The sequence below is a fragment of the Natronococcus roseus genome (genome assembly GCF_043677095.1).
Lineage (GTDB): Archaea > Halobacteriota > Halobacteria > Halobacteriales > Natrialbaceae > Natronococcus > Natronococcus roseus.
In genome coordinates this window covers 46,980-71,509 of sequence record NZ_JBHLJR010000005.1, presented here as the reverse complement: position 1 = coordinate 71,509, position 24,530 = coordinate 46,980, and the positions used below count along the sequence as shown (strand labels likewise).

Here is a 24,530-nt window from a genome sequence, read left to right as displayed (position 1 = left end):
ATGCGAGTCGAACTGGAAATCCCCGAAAACGTAACTGTCGAGGTAGATCATCTCGACGTGACCGTCGACGGACCCGAGGGCGCCGTGAGCCGGCGTCTCTGGTACCCCGACGTGACCGTCGAAGCGGAAGACGACCAGGTGGTCATCGAAAGTGGAGCCGAGGACGCGAAGACGAACGCGACCGTCGGCACCTTCGAGAGCCATCTGAACAACGCGTTCCACGGCGTGACCGAGGGCTGGGAGTACAAGATGGAGGTCTTCTACTCTCACTTCCCGATGCAGGTCCGCGTGGAGGGCGACGACGTCGTCATCGAGAACTTCCTCGGCGAGAAGGCACCGCGACGCACGACCATCCACGGTGAGACCGACGTCTCCGTCGACGACGAACGGCTCGTCCTCTCCGGTCCGAACAAGGAGGACGTCGGCCAGACGGCGGCGGACATCGAGCAGCTGACCCGAGTCAGCGGCAAGGACACCCGCGTCTTCCAGGACGGGGTCTACATCACCGAGAAACCCGCGAAAGGAGGTGCCTGATAGATGGCTGACGACGAACCAGAGACCGAGACCGAGGACGCCACGGCCGAAGCCGAAGAGGGTCCGCAGGATCTCGAGGACATCAGCGGCGTCGGCGCAAGCAAGGCCGACGCGCTCCGCGACGCCGGCTTCGAGACGATCGACGACGTCAAGGAGGCCGACCAGGAGGACCTGGCGGAAGCCGACGGCGTCGGAAACGCACTCGCGGCTCGTATCAAGGCCGACGTCGGCGACCTCGAGGTAACCGAGGAGACCGAGGCCGAGATCGAAGACGAAGGTGTCGAAGAGGAAGAAGCGCCCGAAGAGGACGTCGAGACCGAACTGCAGCCCCGCGGGCTGACCGAGAAGACGCCCGAGCTCTCCGAGGACGAGCAGCGGCTGCTCACCCGACGCAAGCAGGCGGGCAAACCGCAGTTCAATCGACAGGACTACCACAAGAAAAAGCGGACGCCAGAATCCTGGCGCCGTCCCCGCGGCCAGCTCTCGAAGCAGCGCCGCGGCATCAAGGGCAAGGGCCCGAAGGTCCAGGCCGGCTACCGAACCCCCGAAGCGGTTCGTGGCAAACACCCGAGCGGATTCGACGAGGTCTACGTCGAGAACACGGACGACCTCGAGGGTGTCGACGGCGACACGGAGGCAGTCCGCATCTCCTCCTCGGTCGGCGCGCGCAAGCGCGAGCGCATCGAGGAGCAGGCCGAGGATCAGGGCGTTCGCGTCCTGAACCCGACCTACGAGGAAGTCGAGGTGGAATCCAATGACTGATCTCTCCGCACAGAAGCGACTGGCGGCCGACGTCCTCGACGTCGGCAAGAACCGCGTCTGGATCGACCCGGACGCCCAGGGAGACATCGCCGAGGCGATCACCCGCGACGAGATCCGCGAACTCGTCGAGGACGGCCGCATTCAGGCCAAAAACGCCCGCGGCAACTCCCGAGGCCGCGCCCGCGAGCGCAACGCGAAACGCGCCTACGGCCACCGCAAGGGCCAGGGCAAGCGCAAGGGCAAGAAGGGCGCCCGCCAGAGCGAGAAGGACGAGTGGCAGGACAAGATTCGTGCACAGCGACGGAAGCTGCGCGAACTCCGCGACAAGGGCGAGATCACGCCCACGCAGTACCGCGAGCTCTACAAGAAGGCTGGCGGTGGCGAGTTCCGTAGCGTCCGCTACCTGTTGAACTACATCGACGAAAACTACGGTGACCAATAATGGCGACAGGACCACGATACAACGTTCCAATGCGCCGTCGCCGTGAGGTCCGGACGGACTACCATCAGAGGTTGCGCCTGCTGAAATCGGATAAGCCACGTCTCGTTGCTCGGAAGAGCAACAAGCACACTACGGCGCAGCTGATCGTTCCCGGCCCACAGGGCGACGAAACGCTTGCGAGCGCACACTCGAGCGATCTCGAGGAGTACGGTTGGGAAGCACCCACGAGCAACATCTCCGCGGCCTATCTGACCGGCCTGCTGGCCGGAAAGCGGGCCGTCGACGCCGGCCTCGAGGAAGCGGTCCTCGACATCGGCCTCAACAAGGCGACACCGGGCAACAAGGTGTTCGCCGTCCAGGAGGGGGCGATCGACGCCGGCCTCGAGATCCCGCACAACGATAGCGTGCTCGCGGACTGGTCGCGTACCCGCGGCGAGCATATCGCCGAGTACGCCGAACAGCTGGACGAGCCGCTGTACGGCGGCGAGTTCGACGCGACAGAGCTACCAGAACACTTCGACGAGGTACGAGAGGCGATTCTCGAATGAGTGGAAACAACTACAACGACGGTGGATGGGAACCCGTCACCCGTCTCGGCCGAATGGTCCAGGAGGGCGAAATCGACACGATGGAAGACGCCCTCAACTCGGGCCTCCCGCTGAAGGAGCCCGAGATCGTCGACCAGCTCCTCCCCGGACTGGACGACGAAGTGCTGGACATCAACATGGTCCAGCGGATGACCGACTCCGGACGGCGCGTGAAGTTCCGCTGTGTCTGTGCAGTCGGCGACCGCAACGGCTTCGTCGGCTACGCGGAAGGCCGCGACGACCAGGTCGGGTCCGCCATCCAGAAGGCGATCGGTATCGCGAAGCTGAACATCATCAAGGTGCCCCGCGGATCGGGTTCCTGGGAGGACCGCTCGGATCGGCCACACTCGCTGACCCGACAGACGACCGGCAAGGCCGGCTCCGTCGAGGTCGAGCTCATCCCCGCCCCCGAGGGGCTGGGACTGGCCGCCAGCGACACGGTTCGCGCCGTCCTCGAGCTGGCCGGCATCGAGAACGCCTGGACGAAGAGCCACGGCAACACGCGAACGACGGTCAACCTCGCGAAGGCGACGTTCAACGCGCTCGAGAACGCCTCCCAGTCGCGCTATCCGAGCGCCCGGGGCCAGGACGAAGCGGAGGTGGCTGACCAATGAGAGCGGTCGTACAGGTACGCGGCGAGGTCAACCGCAACACCGACATCCAGGATACCCTGGAGATGCTCAACATCCACAGCGTCAACCACTGCGCGCTCGTCCCCGAGACGGACACGTACAACGGGATGGTCGCCAAGGTCAACGACTACGTCGCGATCGGCGAACCCGATCAGGACGTCCTCGAGACCGTACTCGCAAAGCGCGCGGAACCGCTCGAGGGACGGCAGGCAGACGTCGACGAGGAGTGGCTCGCCGAGAACACCGCATACGACGACTTCGGTGCGCTCGCCGAGGCGCTGCTCGCCGAGGAGACGACCCTTCGCGAGGAGGGGCTCTCCCCGACGCTGCGTCTCCACCCCCCGCGTGGCGGTCACGAGGGGATCAAGAAGCCGACCGCGGAGGGCGGCCAACTCGGAAAACATACAACCGAGGAGATTAATCAACTGTTAGAATCGATGCGATAAACCATGACGAGTAAAAAACGACGCCAGCGCGGATCCCGGACGCACAGCGGCGGCTCCCACAAGAACCGCCGAGGAGCCGGCCATCGCGGCGGACGCGGACGTGCCGGCCGCAGCAAACACGAGTTCCACAACTACGAACCGAAGGGCAAACACGGCTTCAACCGACCGGACGAGCTTCAGGCCGACGTCGCCGAGATCGACGTCCAGAAGCTCGACGAGGACGCAGTTCTCTACGCCGCCGAGGGTGAGGCCGAAGAGACCGACGACGGCTACCGACTCGACGCGCGCGACGTCGTCGATAGCGGCCACGACGTCGACATCGTGAAGGTACTTGGCTCCGGCCAGGTCCGGAACACACTCGAGGTCACGGCGGACGCCTTCTCGGCGGCCGCTCAGGCAAAGCTCGAGGACGCCGGCGGGAAGGCGGTGCTCTCCGAGCGAGCCCAGGAGGAAGCCGAAGCCGAGGCCGAAGCTGAGGCCGAGGACGACACCGACGACGAGTCAGAACAGGTCGAGGACTAACGCATGGGATGGAAGGAAGCCGCTGAACCGGTTCTGACACGGATGCCGACGGTACGTCGTCCGGAGGGGCACGTCCCCTTCAAGCGAAAGCTGGCGTGGACGGCCGGCATCCTCGTGTTGTACTTTTTCCTGACGAACATCGCCCTGCTTGGGATGCAGGCCGATGGTGCGACCGACCTCTTCGGAGAGTTCCGTGCGATCCTCGCCGGTGAGCACGGCTCGTTGCTCCAGGTCGGTATCGGTCCGATCGTTACGGCAAGCATCGTGATGCAGCTACTGGGCGGAGCGAACCTCCTGGGTCTCGACACCGACGACCCGCGGGATCAGGTTCTCTACCAGGGGCTCCAGAAGCTTCTGGTCATCATCATGACGGCGCTAACCGCGCTGCCGATGGTGTTTGCCGGCGGCTTCCTCCCGGTTCAGCAGTCGCTGTCGCTTGGCGGGCTCACGTTCGATAGCACGCAGCTTCAGGTGCTGATGTTCCTCCAGATCTTCATGGGCGGGGTACTCATCCTGTACATGGACGAGGTCGTCAGCAAATGGGGCGTCGGCAGCGGGATCGGCCTGTTCATCATCGCCGGCGTGAGCCAGCGACTGGTCACCGGATTTATCCAGCCCGCGGAGGGCGGGTTCTTCTACGACTGGTACCAGATCATCTTCGGCGACGTCGATCTCGCCGGGGATACGCTGAACACGCTGTTGCTCGGCGAGGGCCAGATCATCGCCCTCATGACGACGATTTTGATCTTCGGGATCGTCGTCTACGCCGAGTCCGTTCGGGTCGAAATTCCGCTCAGTCACGCCCGCGTGAAGGGCGCCCGCGGTCGCTTCCCCGTGAAGCTCATCTACGCGAGCGTCCTGCCGATGATCCTCGTTCGGGCGCTGCAGGCGAACATCCAGTTCATGGGTCAGATCCTCGACCGAACGTGGGCCGGCATGCCCGCCGTCCTCGGCCAGTACAACGCGCAGGGAGAGCCCGTCAGCGGGTTCTTCTACTACACCGCGCCGATCTACTCGCCGGAAGACTGGATGTGGTGGACCGGTGAGGTGGCCCAGGCGACGTGGATGGTCCTGGTTCGAATCTCCGTCGACCTGACGTTCATGGTCGTCGGCGGGGCGATCTTCGCCATCTTCTGGGTCGAGACGACGAACATGGGCCCCGACGCGACGGCCCGACAGATCCAAAACTCCGGGATGCAGATCCCCGGGTTCCGACAGAACGTCGGCGTCATCGAGAAGGTCATGGAGCGGTACATCCCGCAGGTGACCGTCATCGGCGGCGCCCTGGTCGGACTGCTCGCCGTCTGGGCGAACATGCTGGGCACCATCGGCGCCGTCACCGGGACGGGGCTGCTGCTCGCGGTCTCGATCACGTACAAACTGTACGAGGAGATCGCCGAGGAGCAGATGATGGAGATGCATCCGATGATGCGCCAGATGTTCGGCCGCGAAGACTAGCGGTTCGGTTCTTTTTGCTGCGCTCGAGTACGGGACACACTCCATCGCTCGAGACGTGTTGCGTTCTCCGGATGCGCCTCGTGGGTCTCACGTGGAGACGTGTACGGAGCCGGGCTCCGTCTGTCGGTATCAGTTGCAGAATGCGGAGCACTCGTGAGAGCGCTCTCACGGACACTCGAGCGTGATCTGGGACGACTACCGTCGGTCGCGAGTGAGGCGGCGAGAGAGCGTCTCCCGATCGGAACGATCTAGGGACAGTCGAGACCCGAGCCGGGCCGCGAGCTCTCGAGGGGACCACCATCTGCATCGAGCGGGATCAAGGACGGATCGGCTCGCTCCTCGGCGAGAAGCTGCTGTCGCACCGAGATGGGTGCCTGAACCACGCCAGTCCGAACAACAGGGCCAAACCTTCGAGCGTATCGAACGGCGACGAGGCGCGATCCTCGCCGTCTACAGGCGGAGGCTAGCTGACTGCGTTGGATCGTCCGGACGCCACCGTCTTCCGTGACCGAAGTGGGGTCCCGATCCACCAAGTCCGCGAACCCGTCGGTCTCGCTCGGTGACGGAGCGCCGCCGAGACCTCGACTCACTCGGTCTCGAGGGGGTTCAGCGTGCAGACTCAGTTCGCCCTCGAGATCGGCACGGGTAGGGCTGGAGGAAACCGCGTCTCGAGTGGCTGCTCGACGGACTGCCGATCTATCGGAGGCATCGAAACAAGTTCCGCGCCGCTCACACTCGAGCAGGAGTGCGATGACTTGTGACGACCAGTACAGGGCAGCGATCGGCGATCCGGCAAGAACCGTCCGCGCGGCGGTGTCGGCCGAGTTCGAGGGAGCCGACGCTGGCCGAGCGTGGCGTCGAAAGAGAAGGCCGAGAATCGCTTACTGAATCGAGTAACCCGCGGCGATGGTCAGCAGGAAGACCATGAACACGGCGACCCCCATCATGTAGGTGATCGCGCGAGGCTCCTCGATCAGGTGCTGGTAGTAGGCGGCAATCAGCAACACCTTGATTACGGCCAGGATGATCGTCCCGCCGATCGCGGCGGCCTCCGGGAATATTTCGGGGAACTGAAAGAAGACGAACTTTCCGGTACCCAACACCAGCAGTACGACGTAAATGAGGGTGTACGTACGAACGTCGGCCATTGGTGAGCAATGAGTGTGTGGACCACTTATACCTTCCTCATGCGGGCGGTGGAGGACGAACTCGAGGCGGACGAGGCGATCACGTTCGGTCGGTTCGCCCGTCTCGGGTCGAACAGGAACGCGACGGTGGGCGCTTCGATTCCGCCCGTGAACCACCGCGGGGGTGACGAGGTCTGACAACGGGACTTCTCACTCCGGAGGCCGTCGACGCCGACGAGTCGGGGCGGGACACTCTGAAGGATCGGTCTCTCGAGTTCCACCCCGATTCGACGGGCCGAACCAGAAGGCTCGTCGTAGCGACGCCGTTGTCGGTAGGACGACGCGTCAGAGATAGCGGACGGCCCGAGGACCGAGATCGGCCCACACCGCGAGCGATCGGCGATTCGAGCGAAGCGCACTCGGTCGGTGTCACAGCGCTCGAACGAACGTATCGTCCGGCAGCAGGATCGACGAAACGGCGGACGGTCGCGGAGCTCACGCGGGTGGTGAGCGATTAAAAACGGATCGCGTTCTCAAACAGGGTCGATGTAGCGGCGAACCGCTACATCAGGTAGAACAGCGGGAAGAGGATGACCCAGACGATGTCGACGAAGTGCCAGTAGAGTCCGAAGAACTCCACCGGCCGGTGGTCCTCGAGGTAGGCGTCGATCGACCAGATGCGGTAGATCATGAAGATGGCGATCAGCAGCCCGAGGATCACGTGCAGGGCGTGTAACCCCGTCGTGACGAAGTAGATGGAGTGCTCGATGCTGGTCCACCAGTATTCGTCGATCTGGAACTTGTAGGCGTACTCGTAGGCCTTCACGCTCATGAACGTGAGCCCGAGCGCGAGGGTCGCTCCCAGCGTCGCGAGTAGCCCCCGCTTGTTCTTGCGTTCGGCCATCACCAGCGCGAGGATGACCGTGAAGCTCGAGGTCAGCAGGACGTAGGTGTTCAGCAGGCCGGGCCAGGAGGCGAACGGAACCGTCTCCCAGTCGCCCCAGCCGGTGTGAAGGCGCATGAACACGAACGCGCCGATCGCGGCGCCGAAGACGACGACGTCGGACGCTAGGAACACCCAGACGCCGAGCTTCGTGTTGCCGACGCCTTCGAACGGCCAGCGCTCGGCGATCTGCATCTCGGGGGCCTCGAACCGCTCGACGCCGAACTTGAACAGCGTGTACGCCATGAGCGCCAGCCCGAGCGCCGTGATCACGGGATACATGATGTTCGGCTCGGCTGCCGTCCCGGTGAGACCCTCGGGCGGAGCGTCGGTTCCCTCGGCGAACTCGACCATGTACGGGGTCAGCCCCGTCAGGCCGAGGAAGAAGACGAACGTACCGGCGCCGATGCCGAGCGGCCAGATGCTGGCGTGGTCAGCGTGTTCCTCCTCGTGGGTTCCCTCGGTCTTGGCGACCGTTCCCTGACCGTATTCGGACCCGCCGTCGGGGACGGCCTTCGAGTCCTCGACGAACTCGAGGGAGCCCGAGGCGTAGCTGGGACGGCCGTCCCAGTTCTCGAGCGGCGGGGGCGAGGGGATCGCCCACTCGGCCGTGCGGGAGAACTCCCAGGGGTTCTCGGGCGCTCGCGGACCGGCGACGAAGCTGTGTGCGAGCGTCGCGAGGACGAGCAACACACCGGCGCCGAGGACGAACGCACCGACGGTCGCGACCTGGTGATAGATCTCGACGCCCTCGGCGAAGTGGAAGACGCGCCGCGGCGTCTCCCAGGCGAGGAACATCGGGAAGTACAGCAGGTTGAAACCGATGAAGTACACCGCGAAGCTGAGCTTGCCCAGCGTCTCGGAGTACATCTTCCCGGTGATCTTCGGCCACCAGTAGTAGAGGCCGCCGATCAGCGCCGTCACGCCGGAGACCATCACGTAGTGGAAGTGCGCGACGACCCAGTAGGTGCCACGGAACTCGTAGTCGAGCACGACGGCACCCAGGAACACCCCGGTGATTCCGCCCAGGATGAACAGGACGAGCGCACCGAGGCTGAAGAGGAACGGGGTCGTAAACCGCACCCGTCCCTTGACCATCGTGTAGATCAGCGCGAAGACCATCAGGTCGAACGGCAACGATATCCCGATGGTCGTCGCCATCATCAGCGTCTTGATCTCCAGGTTGATGGTCGTCAGGAACATGTGGTGCATCCAGACCAGGAACGACTGGACCGCGACGAGGACCATCGAGATGATGACCCACTTGCGGCCGACGAGTCGTCGTCCCGTGAAGGTCTGGAACGTCTCGAACATGATCCCCAGCGCGGGGAAGAAGACGATGTACACCTCCGGGTGTCCGAAGAACCAGAACAGGTGTGCCCACAGCAGTCCCGACCCCTGATCGGTCGCGAAGTACTGCGTCAGGAACAGTCGGTCGATAGAGAGCAGCAGTAGCGCGGCCAGCAGCGCCGCGAACGCGAACAGCATCATCCAGACGGTCAGCAGCCACGACCACGTGAACAGCGGCATGTTCCACAGGCCGAGTCCCTCCGCGCGTGCGCGGTGGATCGTCACGAGGAAGTTGACCGTCCCGATCGTGATCGAGAAGACGAACATCATCAACGCGAGGATGGTCGCGTTGCCACCGGTCGTCGCCTCGAGTGCGGGCGTGTATGTCGGCACGTTCAGCGGTGCGTACATCGTCCAGCCGCCCGAGAACGAGCCGCCCTGGAAGAACGAGATCCCGAACAGGATGCCCGAGAACAGGTAAAACCAGTAGCTCAGGGCGTTCAGTCGCGGGAACGCCAGGTCCTTCGCCCCGATCTGTAGCGGGACGAGGTAGTTCGCGAATCCGGACGCGATCGGCGAGAGGAACCAGAACACCATCAGCAGTCCGTGGGTCGACACTGCCTGGTTGAACTGGCTGTCCGTCAGCAGTCCGGTTCCGCCGCTCTCCCAGAGATGTGCACGGAACAGCAACGCCAGGAGACCGCCCAGCAGCAGGAAGAACAGGGCCGTTGCGATGTAGAGGATCCCGACGTCCTTGTGATTGGTCGTGACGAGCCAGCGTTTGACCGACGTCATCGGCGGCAGATCACCCATCAGTCGTCACCTCCGTCGTCTTCCTCGTCGTCTTCGTCCTCGGTCTCTTCTTCCTCATCGTCCTCGTCGTCACCGTTCTCGTCGGCTTCGTCGTCGTCACCGTTTTCTTCGTCGTCAGCCTCGTCATCACCGTTTTCGTCCTCCGCTTCCTCGTCGTCGCCGTTCTCGTCATCGTCCGGCGCTTCGTCCTCGAGGAACTCCTCGAACTCCTCTTCCTCGACGACCTCGAGGGTGCCGTCCATCGCGGTGTGCTGGTCGCCGCAGAGTTCGAAGCACTCGATCGTGTGGGTCTCACCGGCCTCCTCGGTCATGAACCACGTCTCGTCCTGTTCGCCGGGAATCGCGTCGGCTTTCACGCGCATATCGGAGATGCCGAACGTGTGCCAGACGTCACCGCCGGTGACGTTGATCCACACGGGCGTATCCTCCGGAACGGTCATGGTATTGGTCGTCTCGGCTCCGTTCTCGTACTCGAAGTGCCAGGAGAAACCGTCACCCTCGACGTCAATCTCGATAGCGTCGTCCTGTGGGATGTCGTCACCCGGATCCTCGACGTACAACAGCATTCCGTACGTCCAGATCACGAGCGAGATCACGACGATCGCGCTCAGACCGAACGATAGGAACAGTTTCTTGCCGCCCTCTCCACCCGTCGGTAACTCCCCGAGTACTGGCGTGTCCTCGTCGGACGCCTTCGCGGCGCCGTCACGATACTTGTACGCGTTGTACAACGTGTACGCGACGACGACGACGCCGATGAGCGTTCCGAGTCCGAGAAAGACCAGGAAAATCTGCTCGAAGACGTCAACGCGCGTTTGCACTTCCAGGGGAATTGTAGCTGTGCTGAAGATTGTGTTCACCTCGTTTGAAGACTGCTTATATGTCGGTCGATGGTTTCCGTGGGCACTTATCTATTTGGAAACGCACCCGGGTAATTCGCGTTGCGACGCGCTGTCGGGTGGATATTGCCGCCCTCGACCGACCCGCTCGACCGTTTCCATGTCGATCCATCACGAGCCAGTTGGAGTGGGGGACCTTTTTTCTGTCGCTTGTGTCCCTCACTCATAGACAGCCGTCTGATAGGACCGATCGAACGAACGAACAGGTTCGGGCGAAGCGGGTTCAGTCCCGCCGTTCGCCAAGGACTCGCTCGCGAAGCGACCGCGAACTCTCCTTCTCCGCGAGCAGAACCGGGACGTCGAGGTCGGTCGCCGTGTCGAAGACGAGCGATCCGCGCACGAGTCGGGAGAGTACGCCGCGTCTGGTCGCACCGAGGATCACCAGCGAGTGGTCGGCGGCGGCGCGCTCGATCGCCGCTCCGACGTTCCCGGAGTCGTCGACGATGTGCGTGGTTTCCTCGAGCCCCTGCTCGGCGGCCCACTCCTCGAGGAAGGCTTCCCCTTCCTCACGCTCGTCGGGATCGTCGACGACGTGGAGCAGGCTGATCTCGCTGCCGTACTCCGCCTGAAGTGCGCGCGCGACGGCGGCGCTGACCTCCGAGCCGCCTCCGCCCGCCGTCGGGACGAGGATCCGGTCGGCCGTCACTTCCTCGCCGTCGAGGATGACGAAGTCACACGGCAGGTCGTGTGTGAGCTCGTCGAGCGGACGCTCGACGCGACCCTCGCCGACGGTCGATCGACCCCAGCCCATGACGACGGTGTCGACGTCGTACGTTCCGGCGGCGTCGAACACCTCCTCGAAGGACCGGTGGGAGACGATCGTTCTCGTCTCGACGTCGGCGTCGAACGTCTCGGCGGACGCCTCCGCGTCGGCCAGCAGTCGCTCGGACTCGGCGCTGATCTGATCGATCTGTTCGGCACCCTTCTGCAGGGGCGTCTGGTCGGGCACCTGAACGATGTGGGTCGCGAGGACGGACCCACCCTTCGCTTGTGCGATGGCGCTACCGAGCGTGATCAGCGCCTGCTCGGTGCGCGGGTTTGCGATGGCGACCATCACGCGGGGGCCCGATTCGCCGTCGCCGATCGGCTTCACCGCGGTCGCCGCGGACACCGCCGGTTCGGGCATCTCGTCGGATCGGTCGAGGATGTAGGTGGTGAGGATCCCCTCCCGATCGGTTTTGGTACGTGCGTAGAAGAAATACCAGAGCACGGCGAAGACGACGAACAGACCGCTGATCGCAGTCGCCAGAGGATCCATAAAGTAGATCAGCGCGAGCGAGAGCACGAAGCCCGCGATCGGGGTGAACGGGTAAAACGGTACCTCGAAGTCGGGGTCGTACTCCGGCACGTCGGCCTCGCGGAACACGATCAGCGAGGCGTTGATCAACGCGTAGACGACCAAGTGGAGGACGCTGGCGGCACTCGAGAGGATCTCGACGGTCTCGCCGAGCGCGATGATGAAGACGATAATCATCAACCCCGTCAGCGCGATCGAGCGGTACGGCGTCGCGTAGTTGGGGTGGATCTCGTTGAGCCAGTCGGTGACGATCTTGTCCCGGCCCATCGCGAAGTTGATCCGGGCCGAGGCCAGAATCGAGGCGTTCGCGCTCGAGGCCGTCGCCAACAGCGCAGCGATCGTGATCGAAGTGACCCCGATGCCAAGGATCGGGATCTCGAAGCCGACGACCGCGAACTCGTAGTCGAAGACGGTCTCGGCCGCGTAGGTCATCGGTGCGTTCTCGGCCTGCTCGACGAAGAACTCGCTGTGGGGGATCAGCCCCATCAGGAGACCGACGAGGATCGTGTAGATGGTCATCACGATCACGACGCTGCCGACGATCGCGATCGGAAGGTTCCGGCCGGGATTTTTCAGCTCTTCCCCGATCGTCGCGATCTTCGCGTAGCCCAGATAGGAGACGAACACGAGCGCGGCGCCCGGAAGGATCGCGCCCGTTCCCTCGGGGGTCAGTCCGCCCTCGGCGGTGACCGTCGCCCAGTCGAACGAGAAGAAGCCGACGAACGCGAAGATCGTCAGGATGCCGAGCAACAGCGTGACGATCACCGTCTGAATGCTACCGGTTTCTTTGGCGCCGATGTAGTTGATACCGACGAAGATCGCACCGGCGATGACCGCGCCGATCTGGATCTCGTTCAACGTGAACGGACCGAGCGCGATCGTCGGCAACAGCGAGACGGTTCCGAGAACGGGTAACGAGACGACGACGCCGTCCAGAAGGTCGGCGAGGTAACCGCCGAACCCGATCGAGTAGAACGCGCTGGCGAAGGCGAGTCCGATCCAGTCGCCCATACCCGAGATCGAGCCGAACAGCGGTCCGAGCGCGCGGTTGATGTAGTAGTAGGCGCCGCCGGCTTTCGGCATCGCCGTCCCGAGTTCGCTCACCGAGAGGGCGTTGATCAGCGCGATCAGTCCGCCGATAATGAACGAGACGACGACGGCGGGTCCGGCTTCCTGGGCTGCGATCCCCGGCAGGACGAAGATCCCCGCGCCGATCATCGTCCCGATACCGATGGTCAGTGCCGAGAGCAGTCCGAGGTCCTTTGCGAGTTCCTCGTCACTCATCGACCGTCCACCTCGAGCGACAGCCGGTCTCGCGGAGTCCACGACCGTCGTCGATCGGAGGTCGGGATCCACACTCCGGCTGCAGCACTTAGGACACCTCCTCCGATCGTCCCTCTCGCAAACGGACCGGTTCGGCCGAAGATACGTGGGTAACCGTGCCGGACGATGGGTGCATACTCGGGTGAAGTTACCTAATCGGTATAAGTTGGCCGGAATCGATCGCGGTACGTTTCGCCACGTTCACTCGGGTTTCCGTCTCGGAATCGTTCACCTGCTCGAATCCGAACGCAGCGTCGACGACGGGGGTACTGTCATACGGGCTACTGTGAGTCATTTCCGGGGCAACCGCAACCCGGTCGGCGGTTGCCCCGGAAACGCGGTACGGCAATCCGTATCAATCACCAGCGACGTCGTCCTCTCGTAGCGGGAGGACCAAAACGGGAACGGCCGTGTTCGAGATGAGATTGTCGGTGACGCTACCGGTGACGAGTTTCACCCACCGACTCGCACCCCGCGGGGTGAACACGATGGCGGTGGCGCCCAGTTCCCGCGAACCGTCGGCGATCGTCTTCCCGACGTTTCGGCCGTACAGGGTTCGTCGTCCCACCAGACCAGGGCCTCGTCCCAGCACGTCGAGAAAGGCCCGATAGGCGTTCTCGGCGAACTCCTCTCGTTGCTCGAGCGACGCCTTGTCGGGGACGCCTTCCCCCTTGGGAACGACGTGAACGACGATTATTTCGGAATCCGGATCGAGGTATGATCGGACAGCTCGGGCGGTCTGGCGCGCGTCGGCCGGATCCGCGATCGGAACCAGTACTGTCTCGAAGAGTTCGTCGACCATACGACGTCTTGGGAACGATCGGTCAAATAGTATCGACACTACTGGTACCACGAACGATCGCTTCAGTCGTGGCAAGCGACGAGTTCGGTCGTCGGACGACGTCAGCGCTTCTCGTCTTCCTCGAGCGTCGTCGTGACGCCGGTTTCGGACGACGGGTCGTCTCGCTCGCCGGAGCCAACGAACCGACTGAGCACGCCGCGGTCGTGTTTTTTCTCCGCGAGAAGCACCGAACACTCGACCTCGTCGAGCACGTCGAGCACCAACGACCCGCGGACCAGCCGGGAGAGGACTCCTTTCTCCGTGGCTCCGATGATCAGCAGCGTCGCCTCCTCCGCGGCCCGCCCGATACTCTCTTCGACGTCGCCGCTTTCGACCCGTCGCTCGGCGTCGGACAGGCCGTGTTCCGTGGCCCATTCCGTGAGGAACGTCCGGCCCGCGTCCTCGTCGGCGGCGACGTGCAGGAGGGTTACCTCGGCGTCGAACTCCGCCTCGAGCATCCGGGCGACCGCAGCCGAGAGGTCGGAGTCCGGACCGCCAGCGGTCGGGACCAGGATTCTCGACGGATCGAACCCGCGGTCGCGGAACACGAGGAAGTCACACGGCAACGAGTGGGCCAGTTCGTCGATCATCGGCTCGGCGCGTCCCGGCGCTCCGTGGGACTCCGGCCCCCACCCCATAACGGTGATGTCGGCACCGTAGGTATCCGCCGCGTTGAACACCTCCTCGAAGGCACGGTGTGAGAGGACGACGTGCGTCTCCACCTCGACGCCGAACGTTTCCGAGTCGTCTTGGGCCCGATCGAGCAGGTCGTGGGCCGCGTTGTGGGCCCCCCGATCTCGAGCGGCCTCCAGGGACGTCTGGTCGGGGACGTTCGCGACGTTGACCACGACGACCGTCCCGTCGTGCTGGTTTGCGATGGCCGACGCGAGCGTGATGAGGTGTTTCTCGGTCGCAGGATTCGACAACGGGACCATCACGCGGTAGTCGTCGCCCTCGGGCTGAACCGACGTCACAGCCGACACTGCGGACTCCGGAAGCTCCTCGGAGCGATCGAGCACCCAGTTCGCGAGAACGCCGGTGTTCTCGACGCGCGATCGAGCGTACAGGAAGTACCAGAGTGCGGCGAAGCCGACGAACGCGACCGAGAGACCGATGACGAGAGGCTCGATATACGCGATCAGCGCGAACGACGTTACGGCGCCGATGATGGGGACGAACGGATAGAACGGGACCTCGAACTCCGGATCGTACCCGTCCGGTTCCGCTTCCCGCATTACGATCAGTGCAACGTTCAGCAGTCCGTAGACGATGAGGTGAAGTACCGAGCCCGCCGTCGCCAGCAGCTCGAGGTTGCCAACCAGCAAGAAGAGGACGATGAGAGCGCCGGTGATGGCGATCGATTTGTACGGCGTTCCAAACCGGGGGTGAATCTCGTTGAGCGACGGCGTGACGATCTTCTCGCGTCCCATCGCGAAGTTGATTCGGGACGACGAGAGGATCGAAGCGTTCGCGCTCGAGGCCGTCGCCAGCAGTCCGCCGAACAGCAACAGCGCCCAGCCGACGGCACCCATCTCGATCCCGAAGAGGCTGTACTGACCGAACAGCAGCTGGGCCGCGTCGACGACGGCGGTGTCGTTGCCGGCGACGAGTTCCGTCGGAACCGCCGCGAGCAACACGACGAGAAACAGCGCGTACACGGCCGTGACGATCAGAACCGAGCCGATGACCGCACGCGGAAGATTCTTGCCCGGATTCTTGATCTCCTCGGCGACAGACGTGATCTGGACGAACCCGAGGTAGGAGACGAAGATGATAGCGGTCACCGGCAGGATCTCCCCCGTCGTCCCCGACGGCGCAATCGGGGTGAGTGTCCCGAAGTCGGCGTTCAGCAAGCCGATGACGGTAAAGATCGTAAGGATGCCCATCAGCAGGAGTACGATGACGATCTGCAGCCCGCCGGTTTCCTTGGCGCCGAAGTAGTTGACGCCGATGAACAGTAGCGCACCTCCCAACCCGATGAGTTGGGCGGCTTCCAGCGTGAGCGGACCGAGCGCGATCGCGGACATACCGATAAACGTGTTGACGTACTCGCCGAGTCCGTACATGTAGAACGCGGAGGCGAACGCGAGTCCCATCCAGTTGGCCCACCCGCTGATCGAGCCGAACAACGGCCCGAGCGCGTGGTTGATATAGAAGTACGCGCCACCGGATTTCGGCATCGCCGTCCCGAGTTCCGACGCCGAAAGCGCGGTGAACAGCGCGATGACGCCGCCGAGAACGAACGTAAGCGCCGCGAGCGGTCCCGCTCGCATCACCGCAGTTCCGGGGAGCACGAAGATTCCTGCGCCGACCATCGTGCCGATTCCGATCGTCAGGGCGGCGAGCGGTCCGAGGTCTTTTGCGAGTTCTTCGTTATCGCTCATGGCCGCTCACCGCTCGTTGAGTGTTTCGTATCATTTTAAGGGGGCGTATCGTCGCGAAAGCTCTCGAATATAACTGAGAGGGTTCGTAGTTACGGATCACATCGACGTAGCCGAGACGGCGCCGTGCGTATGGACGTTGCGTTCGTACTCTCTCGTCGGGAGGGATAAGTGCAGTTGATTCGGAATACGTTCGAGGACGGCTTCCACCGAGCGATTCGGCTCGGGAGGCGTCGTGAGCGACCGGTCGAATTGGGGAAACAGGGCGACGGCGTGAACGCCACAGCTCGAGCCAGGAGAACCAAAGATGGGGTTCGGAGTGGAGAACGGGCGGTGACTCGAGGAACGGTGACCGGACGGCAATCGGTACGCGAACGACGGTCTACAGCATCTCGAGGACCCGATCGAGAACCGTCGCGTCGACGAAGAGGACGACGTGATCCCCGGGTTCGACGACGGTCGTTCCTCGGGGCGTGATCAGGTCGCCCCGTCTGGAGATCGCGCCGATCACGACGCCGTCGGGGAACTCGGCGGCCGCCTCGGCGATCGGGCGTCCGGTAAGTGCGCTGTCTTCACTGACTTCGATCTCGATGACTTCGGCGCGGTCGTGCTCGACCATCGCGATCTTCTCGGTGTGAGCCGTGTGTGTGAATCGAATGATCTCCTCGGCGGTCTCCTCGCGGGGGTTGATCGCGACGTCGACGCCGACCTGCTCGAACAGTTCGGCGTACTGGAGGTTCTCGATGACCGCGATCGTTCGATCGACCCCCAGACGTTTGGCCAACAGCGAGACGAGCAGGTTCTTCTCGTCGCCGTCGAGCGCGGCGATAACGATGTCGGCCTCGTCGACGTGCTCCCGGACAAGAAAGTCCGTGTCGGTCGCGTCGCTTTCCATCACCATCGTGTTCGGCAAGGCTTCGGCGACCTCTCGAGCGCGATCGTGGTCTTGCTCGATCAGACGGGGTTCGTAGCCGTGGTCCTCGAACTCGCGGGCGGTCTGGAAGCCGATCTCGCTGGCGCCGATGATGACGATTTCCCTGTTCTCGCTGTGATCGGGCGTCGTGATATCCGAGGCGAATCCCTTCACCGAGTCCGGGCTTCCGATAACGACGACCCGATCGCCGGAGCGGATGACCGACTCCCCGCTCGCGACGGTCATCTCCCCTTCACGGAAGATCGCGGCAAACGTCATCGAGTCGTAACAGTCCGCCTCCTGGATGGAAAGGTCAGCGACGGGGCTGTCCGGACCGATCTCGAACTCCGCCATGCGGACGAGCCCGCCCGCGAACATGTTGACGTCCTGGGCCGCCGGCAGCCCGGAGATCCGGAAGATCGTCTGGGCCGCGAGCAGGTCCGTACAGACCATGAAGTCGACGCCGAACGCTCCCTGGGTTCCCTGCCAGGTCTCGAGTAGCGTCCGGCGTCGCACGCGGGCGATGGTGAACGCATCGCTTTCGGTCTTGGCGGCGCCACAGATCACGACGTTCGACTCGTCGTTGTCGGTGGAGGCGATCACGAGATCGGCCTCGTCGAGACCCGCCTCTCGAAGCGTCGAGATGTCGGTTCCGTTCCCCCGGATCGCGAGGACGTCCATCGAGTAGGTGAGGTCCTCGACGATCTCCTCGTCCCGGTCGACGACGACGACGTCGTGGGTTTCCTGAAGGTTTTCGGCGATCGACTGACCGACTTCGCCGGCCCCGACGATAATCACGTGCACGGCGACCACCTCGTACTCGTGCTGACGATCGAGTTCGGGAGATCGGGGATCTCGAGGCGAGACGACGATCGACAGGGCGGAGATCTGGCAGACGTCATGCGTAACAAGGTAAGGGATCGCCGCTCCGAAGCGGCGAACGGTCGGACCCGTAGACCGGAGCGATCCGATTCCGTCTGTACCGTGTCCTCTATTTTCGGCCGCGATAAATCCAGCGACTGAACGAATCGAACGGCTTTCGATCGCTCCCGTCGGTCAGAACTCGGCGACAGGTTCTATACCCGATAGCTCCTCTCCTCTCGTATGCCAGAGGAAGTGCTGTTCAAGTTCGAACGGTCGATGGAACGCAACGAGATCGCCGACTACCTTCGATCGGTCGCCGACTCGATCGACGGCGGCGACATCTCACTCGAGGCCGGCGGCGAGTCGGTCACGATGTCCCCGCCGGCTCGCCCGACCTTCGAGATCAAGGCCGAACGCGAGACCTCGAGTTCGGGCGGTCCCGCCGAACTCAGCGTCGAGTTCGAACTCGAATGGGACGAGGGAAGCGAGGGCGAGGACGGCTCGGGCGGCGAGCTCCGAATCGAATAATCAGACGGTCCGCTGTACCGGTTTGCTGGCGTAACCGCGAGACGGCTCGGGCTTGCGCCGAAACTGACTTCCAGTAGTCCGTATCAGAGATCGACGACCCAGACCCGAAACTCCTCGGGGAGCCCGTAGACGCGGGCGAAGACGGCGTCGACGAACTGTCCGATCCGGTTCGGATCGGCCTTCGCGCTGATTCGAACGTTGACGCCCTCGACCTCCTCGGAGCGGTGGATCTCGTCGATCTTGAACACCGGAAACTCCGAGAGCAGGCCCTTGAGCGACTCGAGTTCCTCGTCGGTGCAGTCGACGTTGATCGTCCCGTCGGCGAACTGGACCCACGGCGTTCCCAGTTCGGGGTCGAGGTCCTCGGCCGCCGAGACGGAGTCGGCATCGACCTCGAACGTGACGAACCCGTCCCCTCGCTCGCGGTGTGCCTGGATTCCGTCGGCGTACAGCTTCCGTCGCTCGGCCGGCTCGCTGGCGTCGAATCGAGTCATACCCGTACCGACGTGCCCGATTCTTTAAGCCTTTATGTGACGGTGCTGAACGAGGGAACATGGCACAGCCACACATCCTGATCCTGGGCGCACCCGGGGCGGGAAAAGGGACACAGAGCGCAAACATCGCCGAAGAGTTCGACGTCGAACACGTCACGACCGGCGACGCGCTCCGCTCGAACAAGGAGATGGACATCTCCGACATGGACACGGAGTACGATACGCCGGCGGAGTACATGGACCAGGGCGAGCTCGTCCCCGACGAGGTCGTCAACGCCATCGTCGACGAGGCGCTCTCCCAGGCCGACGGCTACGTGCTCGACGGCTACCCGCGGAACTTGGAGCAGGCCGAGGAGCTCGCGGAGATGACCGACCTCGACGTCGTGCTCTACCTCGACGTCGACGAGGAGGAGCTGGTTCACCGGCTGACGGGTCGTCGGATGGATCCCGAAACCGGCGAGATTTACCACGTCGAGTACAACCCGCCGGAGGACCCCGAGATCGAGGGGCGCCTCGAGCAGCGCGAGGACGACACCGAGGAAACCGTCAAGGAACGGCTGCGAGTCTACCGGGAGAACACGGAGCCGGTCGTCGAACACTACGAGGAGGAGGGCGTTCTCGAGCGCGTCGACGGCAACCAGGCGCCCGACGAGGTCTGGGGGGACGTGAAGGCGACGATCGAAGACGCGGCGTGAACCGCCTCGGCCTGCTTTTTTTGTAGAACGACGTCCCAAACGTGACGTCCGGTAAGATCGACTCCGAACACTCGAGGCTCCTCGAGGCGGTTCGAACCGCATCTACGGCCGGGGAGCGCCGTGAAGCGGTACGGGATCTCGCCCGGTACAACCGGGATCGGAACAGGGAGACGGACGACCAGCTCGAACGAGAGTACCGTCTCGAGTGCAGTGTTTCCGCTCTGTTGGCCGTGTTCCACCGGAGTAGTTCGAAAGGGCGACGATCGAGGACGCCGCCTGGGCCAACCGACCGAGACTCGAGTCCGGTCGGGGCTCGGGCACGCGAAGAAAAACACTTGTATATCGGACGTACCCTAGCCTCTGGCAGATGACGCGTACAGCCGAGAAGATCAACGCCCTCGTCCGCGAGGATTCCTCGATAACGGAGGCCCTGGAGGCGGTCCGCGAGGAAGCCGACAGGAACGGCGGCGAGGTTCAGTGGGGAGACGTCAACGACGATCTGACCAGCGGACAGTGGGGCCGACTGATCGAGAAAGGGGTGCTGGTCGACGGCGACGAGGGGTTCGAAATCGCCGACCGCGAGGCCTACGACGAGGCCCTCGACGGCGACGGCGACGTCGGCGGCGGGGTGCCGGACGTCGACATCGACGAGGATGCCGCGAGCTGGTCGCAGTGGGACAAGCTGGCCGCCGTCGGCTCCGTCCTGTTGATGATCGGTTACTGGCTCGACTCCGTCCGGAACACCGTCGGCGGCACGATCGATCTCGTGTTCGGCCCGCTCGACGCGGCGCTGCCGTTCTACGCGGTGATCCTCTCGGTCGCGCTGCTGACGGGACTGTACTCGACGCTCCTGCAGGCGAACCTGATGAACCCCGAACGGATCGGCAAGTACCAGGAACGGATGAAGGCGATGCAGGAGAAACAGAAGGACGTCCGCGAGCGCAAGAAGGAAGCCGAGGAACGGGACGCGAGCGAAGCCGAGATCGAGCGCCTCGAGAACGAGATGGAGGATGTTCGTGAGGAACAGATGGAGGCGATGGCCGACAACCTCGGGATGTTCAAAGAGCAGTTCCGGCCGATGGTCTGGATCATGCTGTTTACCATCCCGCTGTTCCTCTGGATGTACTGGAAGATCCTCGGCGGCCACATCACCGAGGCTGACCGAATGATGATCATGCCGATCGTCGGCGAGGTCGCCCTCGACGAGGGGCTGCTCGGTCCGATGTGGGCCTGGATCGTCTGGTACTTCCTGTGCTCGATGGGGTTCACCCAGCTGCTTCGCAAGGCGTTGAACATCGACATGACGCCCTCGAGCACGTAAAGCGCGGACACACTCTCCGCGCGACCGAGTTCGAGGCGTCGGCCGATTCAAAACCCATTTTACCCGCCCCGCCGCAGTTCGAATATGTTACTTACCGTCTCCGGCCCGCCGGGAAGCGGGAAGAGTACGACCGCTGAGTTACTCGCCGACGCCTTCGATCTCGACCACGTCAGCGGCGGGGATATCTTCCGCGAACTGGCCGACGAGCGGGGGTATACACCGCTCGAGTTCAACAAGCTGGCCGAGGAAAACGACGAGATCGATCGGGATCTCGACCGTCGGCTCCGCGAGATCGCCACCGAGGATGACGATCTGGTTCTCGAGTCCAGGCTGGCGGGCTGGCTCGCCGGCGACCACGCCGACTTTCGGTTCTGGCTCGACGCGCCAGCGTCGGTCCGCGGCGAGCGAATCGCCGAACGCGAGGAGAAGGATCCACGGCGGGCGACCGAAGAGACCGAGGCACGGGAGGCGAGCGAGGCCCAGCGTTACCAGGAGTACTACGGGATCGACATCCGGGATCTGACGATCTACGACCTCTCGGTGAACACCGCTCGCTGGGATCCGGACGCCGTCCTCGACATGCTCGTCACCGCCGTCGACGAGTATGAGGCCCACGGCGACGAGGGGAAAGCACCCGTCACCGCAGACTACGAGTTCTGATGGCGTTGCGTGGCCCACCCGAGGAACGCTCGCCCGCCGAACTGCTGCAGTTTGGCGTCGTCAACCTCGACAAACCGCCCGGCCCCTCCTCCCACCAGGTCAGCGGCTGGCTCCGCGACGAAGTCGCCGACGCTCTCACCGAACGCGACGCGGAACCGATCGACCAGGCGGCCCACGCCGGCACACTCGATCCGAAGGTAACGGGCTGTCTGCCGGTTATGCTCGGCGAGGCGACCCGACTCGCCCAGACGTTTCTCGAGGGCGAAAAGGAGTACGTCGCCGTCCTCGAGTGTCACGGCTCGGTGCCGGGAGACGCCGAATCGATCGCCAGCGAGTTCGAGGGGCCGATCTACCAGAAACCACCCCGGAAGAGCGCCGTCTCGCGTCGGCTCCGGGTACGCGAGATCTACGACCTCGACGTCCTCGAGGTCGAGGACCGACGACTGCTCGTACGGATCGGCTGCGAGAGCGGGACCTACGTTCGCAAGCTCTGTCACGATCTGGGGCTCGCACTCGGCACCGGCGGCCACATGGGTCACCTCCGCCGGACGGCGACGACGCCGTTCGACGACTCGACGCTGCATACGGCACAGGCGTTCTACGACGCGCTCGCGTTCTGGCTCGAGGACGACGACCCCGAGCCTCTGTACGACGTGGTCGAGCCCGCCGAGCGGATCCTCGAGCACATTCCTCGAGTGGTGATCGCCGACAGTGCGGCCGAGCAGGTCGCGACCGGCGCGCCCGTCTACGCGCCCGGCGTGCTCGAGGCCGACGACGCCGAGCGGGGATCGCTGGTGGCCTGTTTCACGTCCGACGGCGCCGCCGTCTGTCTGGGCACACTGGTCGGGGATTCCGACGCGGAGTCGGGAACCGTCGTCGACCTCGAGCGAGTGCTGGTCTGAGTTCGGACGGCAGTCTCGAGGCGAAACGACACGCTTAAACGGCAGACGGCCATCGGTCAAGGTACGGGACCGTGGGGTAGTGGTATCCTCTGCGGATGGGGTCCGTAGGACCCGAGTTCAATTCTCGGCGGTCCCACTTTTCGCGACGCAACGAGCGAGGGAGCAGAGCGACCGTTGTGACGTGAGGAGTGGAAATGGGAGCAGGGAGCAGCTTTGCTGCGACCGAGGTCCCACTGTTTTCGGAGAAAACGGAGGACTAAGGAACAGCTTCGCTGGACCGTCTCGAAATTTATTACGTCTTCCAGGTAGCAAAGCGAATAGTGTTTTGACCGTTGAGCGCCGAGAGTCGGGTAATGTCACGCGGAATCGGCGAGTTTGACCCGATTCAGGGAACGATTCCCGAATGGATGGCCGTCGTCGTCGCCCTGCTCACCCAGTTCGGCGACATCTGGTTTCTGGCGCTCGTCCTCGCGACGTTCTACTGGATCGGCTCGCCGAACCGGGACGACGTCGCGACCGTCGCCGGCGTCTGGCTCGCCGGAATGGGGCTGTACAAGGGTCTGAAGGAAATATTTGAGTTTCCCAGGCCGGACGAACCGCTGCTCGAGCCGGAGCTGCTCCCGATCGTCGTCCAGCAACTGTACGAGGCGACGGCCTTCGCGACCGGCTACGGGTTCCCGAGCGGGCACGCGGTCAACACGACGATCGTCTACCTCGGATTGGCCCACGTTCTCACCGTGAGCACGCGCCGACGGCGGTTCGGGGTCGCGGCGGGATTGATCGCGACCGTCAGCGTCTCTCGGGTCGCGCTGGGGGTTCACTATTTGGTCGACGTCGTCGTCGGCGTCGGGGTCGGACTCGCTCTGCTGGCGGCCGTCAAGGCGATTCTGGACCGGAAACTGACCGATCAGGCGACGATCACGTTTGCCGTCGCGATCGGATTCGGCGGGTTCTTCGTCGGCACGAGCGACGCGGCTACTGAGGCGGTGCTGATCCTTGCGGCGTCGCTCGGCGCGTTCGCCGGGTGGCAGCTGATCGTTCTCGGACGGCGACTCGTGGCCGTCGAATTGCCTTCACAAGCGGTCCGACCGGTCGCGATCAGGGGCGGGCTCGCCGCGCTCGCGCTCGCGCCGCTGGTCGGCGCCCTCGAGTTCTTCCCGATACTGTCGGTGTACGCCGCTGCCGGCCTCGCCGGTCTCGGAACCGCGACGGTCGTGACGGTCCCGGTTCTGCGCCACTCCCGGCGTGCTCGCCGCGTTAGCGTCACGGTCGCGTTCTGGCTCCGGGCAGCGGGGACCGGAGTTCGGTACCTGCTCTCACCCCATCCCTGGCGTCGAGGACTCGGCGCCGTTCGCGATTACACGAATCGGCTGCAGGATCGAAACCGGTAGCGCGTTCGGGTCGCGGGACCGCTGGCTCTACCCGAATCGGTTCGGCGAGCGACCGCTCCCGTGACGAAAGTCGGGACAATTCCGATAAACGATCGGTAACTCGAGCGGACGATCACCCGGTTCAATACGCTCGTCGCGAGCAACGAACGATGCCGGGAAGCGTTACCGGTGACACACCACCACCACCCGCCGACCACCACCACCCGGCGTTTCGACGATGACGACGCAAAACCGAGAGAAGCGAGCCGCCGTCTGTGAGAACTGCGGCGAGGTCTGTGCCGTCTGGCGCCGCCCCGACGGCGAGATTCGTCCGATCAGTTCGACGAGTGGCTGTGACTGCGAGAAGCGAGCGCTTCGCGTCGTCGATGCGCTCGGATCGACCGACGAGAGCAGTAGCAGCCGCTAACCGTCAGTCCGGGTCGGACTGCGCGGCGGCCGGAGACTGCTGTGCGAATCGTTTTAGTC

24 protein-coding genes and 1 tRNA gene are annotated in these 24,530 nt (G+C 63.9%); 17 read left to right on the top strand and 8 right to left on the bottom strand.

Translation table 11 applies throughout. The features are described from left to right. The 8 genes from ACFEMD_RS14350 to secY are packed head-to-tail and all read left to right on the top strand — an operon-like array spanning window position 1 to window position 5,383. Entirely contained in the window at window positions 1–534 is a 534-nt protein-coding gene (locus ACFEMD_RS14350) for a 50S ribosomal protein L6 (RefSeq protein WP_005559244.1), read from the top strand. A gap of 3 nt (window positions 535–537) precedes the next feature. Next, a complete protein-coding gene (locus ACFEMD_RS14345) occupies window positions 538–1,296 on the top strand; it encodes a 50S ribosomal protein L32e (protein ID WP_394741734.1) in 759 nt (252 codons plus the stop codon). Next, complete coding sequence (locus ACFEMD_RS14340; protein WP_278292959.1) at window positions 1,289–1,738, top strand: 50S ribosomal protein L19e; 450 nt, start codon at window positions 1,289–1,291, stop codon at window positions 1,736–1,738. Before ACFEMD_RS14345 ends, ACFEMD_RS14340 begins: the two co-directional genes overlap by 8 nt. Then, the gene (locus ACFEMD_RS14335; protein ID WP_005559238.1) at window positions 1,738–2,286 is read left to right on the top strand and encodes a 50S ribosomal protein L18; all 549 of its coding nucleotides are present in this window, start codon (window positions 1,738–1,740) and stop codon (window positions 2,284–2,286) included. Before ACFEMD_RS14340 ends, ACFEMD_RS14335 begins: the two co-directional genes overlap by 1 nt. Beyond that, complete coding sequence (locus ACFEMD_RS14330) at window positions 2,283–2,939, top strand: 30S ribosomal protein S5 (RefSeq protein WP_005559234.1); 657 nt, start codon at window positions 2,283–2,285, stop codon at window positions 2,937–2,939. The genes ACFEMD_RS14335 and ACFEMD_RS14330 overlap by 4 nt, the downstream gene beginning before the upstream one ends. After that, window positions 2,936–3,403 carry a 50S ribosomal protein L30 gene (rpmD, locus tag ACFEMD_RS14325; protein WP_394741732.1) on the top strand — a complete coding sequence of 156 codons (468 nt, stop codon included), beginning with the start codon at window positions 2,936–2,938 and terminating at the stop codon, window positions 3,401–3,403. Before ACFEMD_RS14330 ends, rpmD begins: the two co-directional genes overlap by 4 nt. 3 nt (window positions 3,404–3,406) lie before the next feature. Continuing rightward, window positions 3,407–3,925, top strand: coding sequence for an uL15m family ribosomal protein (locus tag ACFEMD_RS14320; RefSeq protein WP_394741731.1), 519 nt, complete (start codon window positions 3,407–3,409; stop codon window positions 3,923–3,925). Between the two features lie 3 nt (window positions 3,926–3,928). Beyond that, window positions 3,929–5,383: a preprotein translocase subunit SecY gene (secY, locus tag ACFEMD_RS14315; protein WP_394741730.1), complete on the top strand. Its 1,455-nt coding sequence runs from the start codon at window positions 3,929–3,931 to the stop codon at window positions 5,381–5,383. An 881-nt stretch (window positions 5,384–6,264) separates the two neighbouring features. Here the strand turns inward: secY and ACFEMD_RS14310 are convergent. Then, a complete protein-coding gene (locus ACFEMD_RS14310; RefSeq protein WP_005559220.1) occupies window positions 6,265–6,531 on the bottom strand; it encodes a cytochrome C oxidase subunit IV family protein in 267 nt (88 codons plus the stop codon). A gap of 9 nt (window positions 6,532–6,540) precedes the next feature. On the opposite strand from ACFEMD_RS14310, the gene ACFEMD_RS14305 reads away from it, so the two are divergent. Next, entirely contained in the window at window positions 6,541–6,708 is a 168-nt protein-coding gene (locus tag ACFEMD_RS14305; protein ID WP_394741728.1) for a hypothetical protein, read from the top strand. Window positions 6,709–7,072: 364 nt separating this feature from the next. On the opposite strand, the gene ACFEMD_RS14300 is transcribed toward ACFEMD_RS14305, so the two are convergent. The 6 genes from ACFEMD_RS14300 to trkA all read right to left on the bottom strand — a co-directional run bounded on the left by ACFEMD_RS14300 (window position 7,073) and on the right by trkA (window position 18,014). Beyond that, entirely contained in the window at window positions 7,073–9,556 is a 2,484-nt protein-coding gene (locus tag ACFEMD_RS14300; RefSeq protein WP_394741727.1) for a cbb3-type cytochrome c oxidase subunit I, read from the bottom strand. After that, window positions 9,556–10,383, bottom strand: coding sequence for a cytochrome c oxidase subunit II (gene coxB, locus ACFEMD_RS14295; protein ID WP_394742252.1), 828 nt, complete (start codon window positions 10,381–10,383; stop codon window positions 9,556–9,558). The genes ACFEMD_RS14300 and coxB overlap by 1 nt, the downstream gene beginning before the upstream one ends. A gap of 295 nt (window positions 10,384–10,678) precedes the next feature. Continuing rightward, window positions 10,679–13,036 carry an amino acid permease gene (locus ACFEMD_RS14290; protein ID WP_394741726.1) on the bottom strand — a complete coding sequence of 786 codons (2,358 nt, stop codon included), beginning with the start codon at window positions 13,034–13,036 and terminating at the stop codon, window positions 10,679–10,681. Between the two features lie 394 nt (window positions 13,037–13,430). After that, window positions 13,431–13,877, bottom strand: a complete 447-nt coding sequence (locus tag ACFEMD_RS14285) for a universal stress protein (RefSeq protein ID WP_394741723.1) — start codon at window positions 13,875–13,877, stop codon at window positions 13,431–13,433. A 101-nt stretch (window positions 13,878–13,978) separates the two neighbouring features. Next, on the bottom strand, window positions 13,979–16,300 hold the full coding sequence (locus tag ACFEMD_RS14280; protein ID WP_394741722.1) for an amino acid permease: 2,322 nt from the start codon (window positions 16,298–16,300) through the stop codon (window positions 13,979–13,981). Window positions 16,301–16,679: 379 nt separating this feature from the next. After that, entirely contained in the window at window positions 16,680–18,014 is a 1,335-nt protein-coding gene (trkA, locus tag ACFEMD_RS14275) for a Trk system potassium transporter TrkA (protein ID WP_394741721.1), read from the bottom strand. A 300-nt stretch (window positions 18,015–18,314) separates the two neighbouring features. On the opposite strand from trkA, the gene ACFEMD_RS14270 reads away from it, so the two are divergent. Beyond that, on the top strand, window positions 18,315–18,602 hold the full coding sequence (locus ACFEMD_RS14270) for an amphi-Trp domain-containing protein (protein WP_394741720.1): 288 nt from the start codon (window positions 18,315–18,317) through the stop codon (window positions 18,600–18,602). Window positions 18,603–18,685: 83 nt separating this feature from the next. Here the strand turns inward: ACFEMD_RS14270 and ACFEMD_RS14265 are convergent, their stop codons facing one another. Next, window positions 18,686–19,096, bottom strand: a complete 411-nt coding sequence (locus ACFEMD_RS14265) for a hypothetical protein (RefSeq protein WP_394741717.1) — start codon at window positions 19,094–19,096, stop codon at window positions 18,686–18,688. A gap of 59 nt (window positions 19,097–19,155) precedes the next feature. On the opposite strand from ACFEMD_RS14265, the gene ACFEMD_RS14260 reads away from it, so the two are divergent. The 7 genes from ACFEMD_RS14260 to ACFEMD_RS14230 all read left to right on the top strand — a co-directional run bounded on the left by ACFEMD_RS14260 (window position 19,156) and on the right by ACFEMD_RS14230 (window position 24,471). After that, on the top strand, window positions 19,156–19,791 hold the full coding sequence (locus ACFEMD_RS14260; protein WP_394741716.1) for an adenylate kinase: 636 nt from the start codon (window positions 19,156–19,158) through the stop codon (window positions 19,789–19,791). Window positions 19,792–20,158: 367 nt separating this feature from the next. Next, on the top strand, window positions 20,159–21,112 hold the full coding sequence (locus tag ACFEMD_RS14255) for a DUF106 domain-containing protein (RefSeq protein ID WP_005559199.1): 954 nt from the start codon (window positions 20,159–20,161) through the stop codon (window positions 21,110–21,112). Between the two features lie 84 nt (window positions 21,113–21,196). Further along, window positions 21,197–21,772: a (d)CMP kinase gene (gene cmk / locus ACFEMD_RS14250; protein WP_394741715.1), complete on the top strand. Its 576-nt coding sequence runs from the start codon at window positions 21,197–21,199 to the stop codon at window positions 21,770–21,772. Next, window positions 21,772–22,674, top strand: a complete 903-nt coding sequence (locus tag ACFEMD_RS14245; protein ID WP_394741714.1) for an RNA-guided pseudouridylation complex pseudouridine synthase subunit Cbf5 — start codon at window positions 21,772–21,774, stop codon at window positions 22,672–22,674. Before cmk ends, ACFEMD_RS14245 begins: the two co-directional genes overlap by 1 nt. A gap of 65 nt (window positions 22,675–22,739) precedes the next feature. Further along, window positions 22,740–22,810, top strand: a tRNA-Pro gene (locus ACFEMD_RS14240). Between the two features lie 217 nt (window positions 22,811–23,027). After that, the gene (locus ACFEMD_RS14235) at window positions 23,028–24,065 is read left to right on the top strand and encodes a phosphatase PAP2 family protein (protein WP_394741713.1); all 1,038 of its coding nucleotides are present in this window, start codon (window positions 23,028–23,030) and stop codon (window positions 24,063–24,065) included. Between the two features lie 217 nt (window positions 24,066–24,282). Beyond that, entirely contained in the window at window positions 24,283–24,471 is a 189-nt protein-coding gene (locus tag ACFEMD_RS14230; RefSeq protein WP_394741712.1) for a hypothetical protein, read from the top strand. Window positions 24,472–24,530: the final 59 nt, after the last annotated feature.

Bases quoted from the DNA above. Each gene is read 5' to 3' on its own strand.
- ACFEMD_RS14270 (WP_394741720.1), top strand. From the start codon at position 18,315: ATGCCAGAGGAAGTGCTGTTCAAGTTCGAACGGTCGATGGAACGCAAC.
- ACFEMD_RS14255 (WP_005559199.1), top strand. From the start codon at position 20,159: ATGACGCGTACAGCCGAGAAGATCAACGCCCTCGTCCGCGAGGATTCC.
- ACFEMD_RS14300 (WP_394741727.1), bottom strand. From the start codon at position 9,556: ATGGGTGATCTGCCGCCGATGACGTCGGTCAAACGCTGGCTCGTCACG.
- ACFEMD_RS14260 (WP_394741716.1), top strand. From the start codon at position 19,156: ATGGCACAGCCACACATCCTGATCCTGGGCGCACCCGGGGCGGGAAAA.
- ACFEMD_RS14280 (WP_394741722.1), bottom strand. From the start codon at position 16,300: ATGAGCGATAACGAAGAACTCGCAAAAGACCTCGGACCGCTCGCCGCC.
- ACFEMD_RS14345 (WP_394741734.1), top strand. From the start codon at position 538: ATGGCTGACGACGAACCAGAGACCGAGACCGAGGACGCCACGGCCGAA.
- ACFEMD_RS14235 (WP_394741713.1), top strand. From the start codon at position 23,028: ATGTCACGCGGAATCGGCGAGTTTGACCCGATTCAGGGAACGATTCCC.
- ACFEMD_RS14340 (WP_278292959.1), top strand. From the start codon at position 1,289: ATGACTGATCTCTCCGCACAGAAGCGACTGGCGGCCGACGTCCTCGAC.
- ACFEMD_RS14320 (WP_394741731.1), top strand. From the start codon at position 3,407: ATGACGAGTAAAAAACGACGCCAGCGCGGATCCCGGACGCACAGCGGC.
- ACFEMD_RS14350 (WP_005559244.1), top strand. From the start codon at position 1: ATGCGAGTCGAACTGGAAATCCCCGAAAACGTAACTGTCGAGGTAGAT.
- ACFEMD_RS14310 (WP_005559220.1), bottom strand. From the start codon at position 6,531: ATGGCCGACGTTCGTACGTACACCCTCATTTACGTCGTACTGCTGGTG.
- ACFEMD_RS14330 (WP_005559234.1), top strand. From the start codon at position 2,283: ATGAGTGGAAACAACTACAACGACGGTGGATGGGAACCCGTCACCCGT.
- ACFEMD_RS14230 (WP_394741712.1), top strand. From the start codon at position 24,283: ATGACGACGCAAAACCGAGAGAAGCGAGCCGCCGTCTGTGAGAACTGC.
- ACFEMD_RS14335 (WP_005559238.1), top strand. From the start codon at position 1,738: ATGGCGACAGGACCACGATACAACGTTCCAATGCGCCGTCGCCGTGAG.
- ACFEMD_RS14245 (WP_394741714.1), top strand. From the start codon at position 21,772: ATGGCGTTGCGTGGCCCACCCGAGGAACGCTCGCCCGCCGAACTGCTG.
- cmk (WP_394741715.1), top strand. From the start codon at position 21,197: ATGTTACTTACCGTCTCCGGCCCGCCGGGAAGCGGGAAGAGTACGACC.
- secY (WP_394741730.1), top strand. From the start codon at position 3,929: ATGGGATGGAAGGAAGCCGCTGAACCGGTTCTGACACGGATGCCGACG.
- rpmD (WP_394741732.1), top strand. From the start codon at position 2,936: ATGAGAGCGGTCGTACAGGTACGCGGCGAGGTCAACCGCAACACCGAC.
- ACFEMD_RS14305 (WP_394741728.1), top strand. From the start codon at position 6,541: ATGAGTGTGTGGACCACTTATACCTTCCTCATGCGGGCGGTGGAGGAC.
- ACFEMD_RS14285 (WP_394741723.1), bottom strand. From the start codon at position 13,877: ATGGTCGACGAACTCTTCGAGACAGTACTGGTTCCGATCGCGGATCCG.
- ACFEMD_RS14290 (WP_394741726.1), bottom strand. From the start codon at position 13,036: ATGAGTGACGAGGAACTCGCAAAGGACCTCGGACTGCTCTCGGCACTG.
- ACFEMD_RS14265 (WP_394741717.1), bottom strand. From the start codon at position 19,096: ATGACTCGATTCGACGCCAGCGAGCCGGCCGAGCGACGGAAGCTGTAC.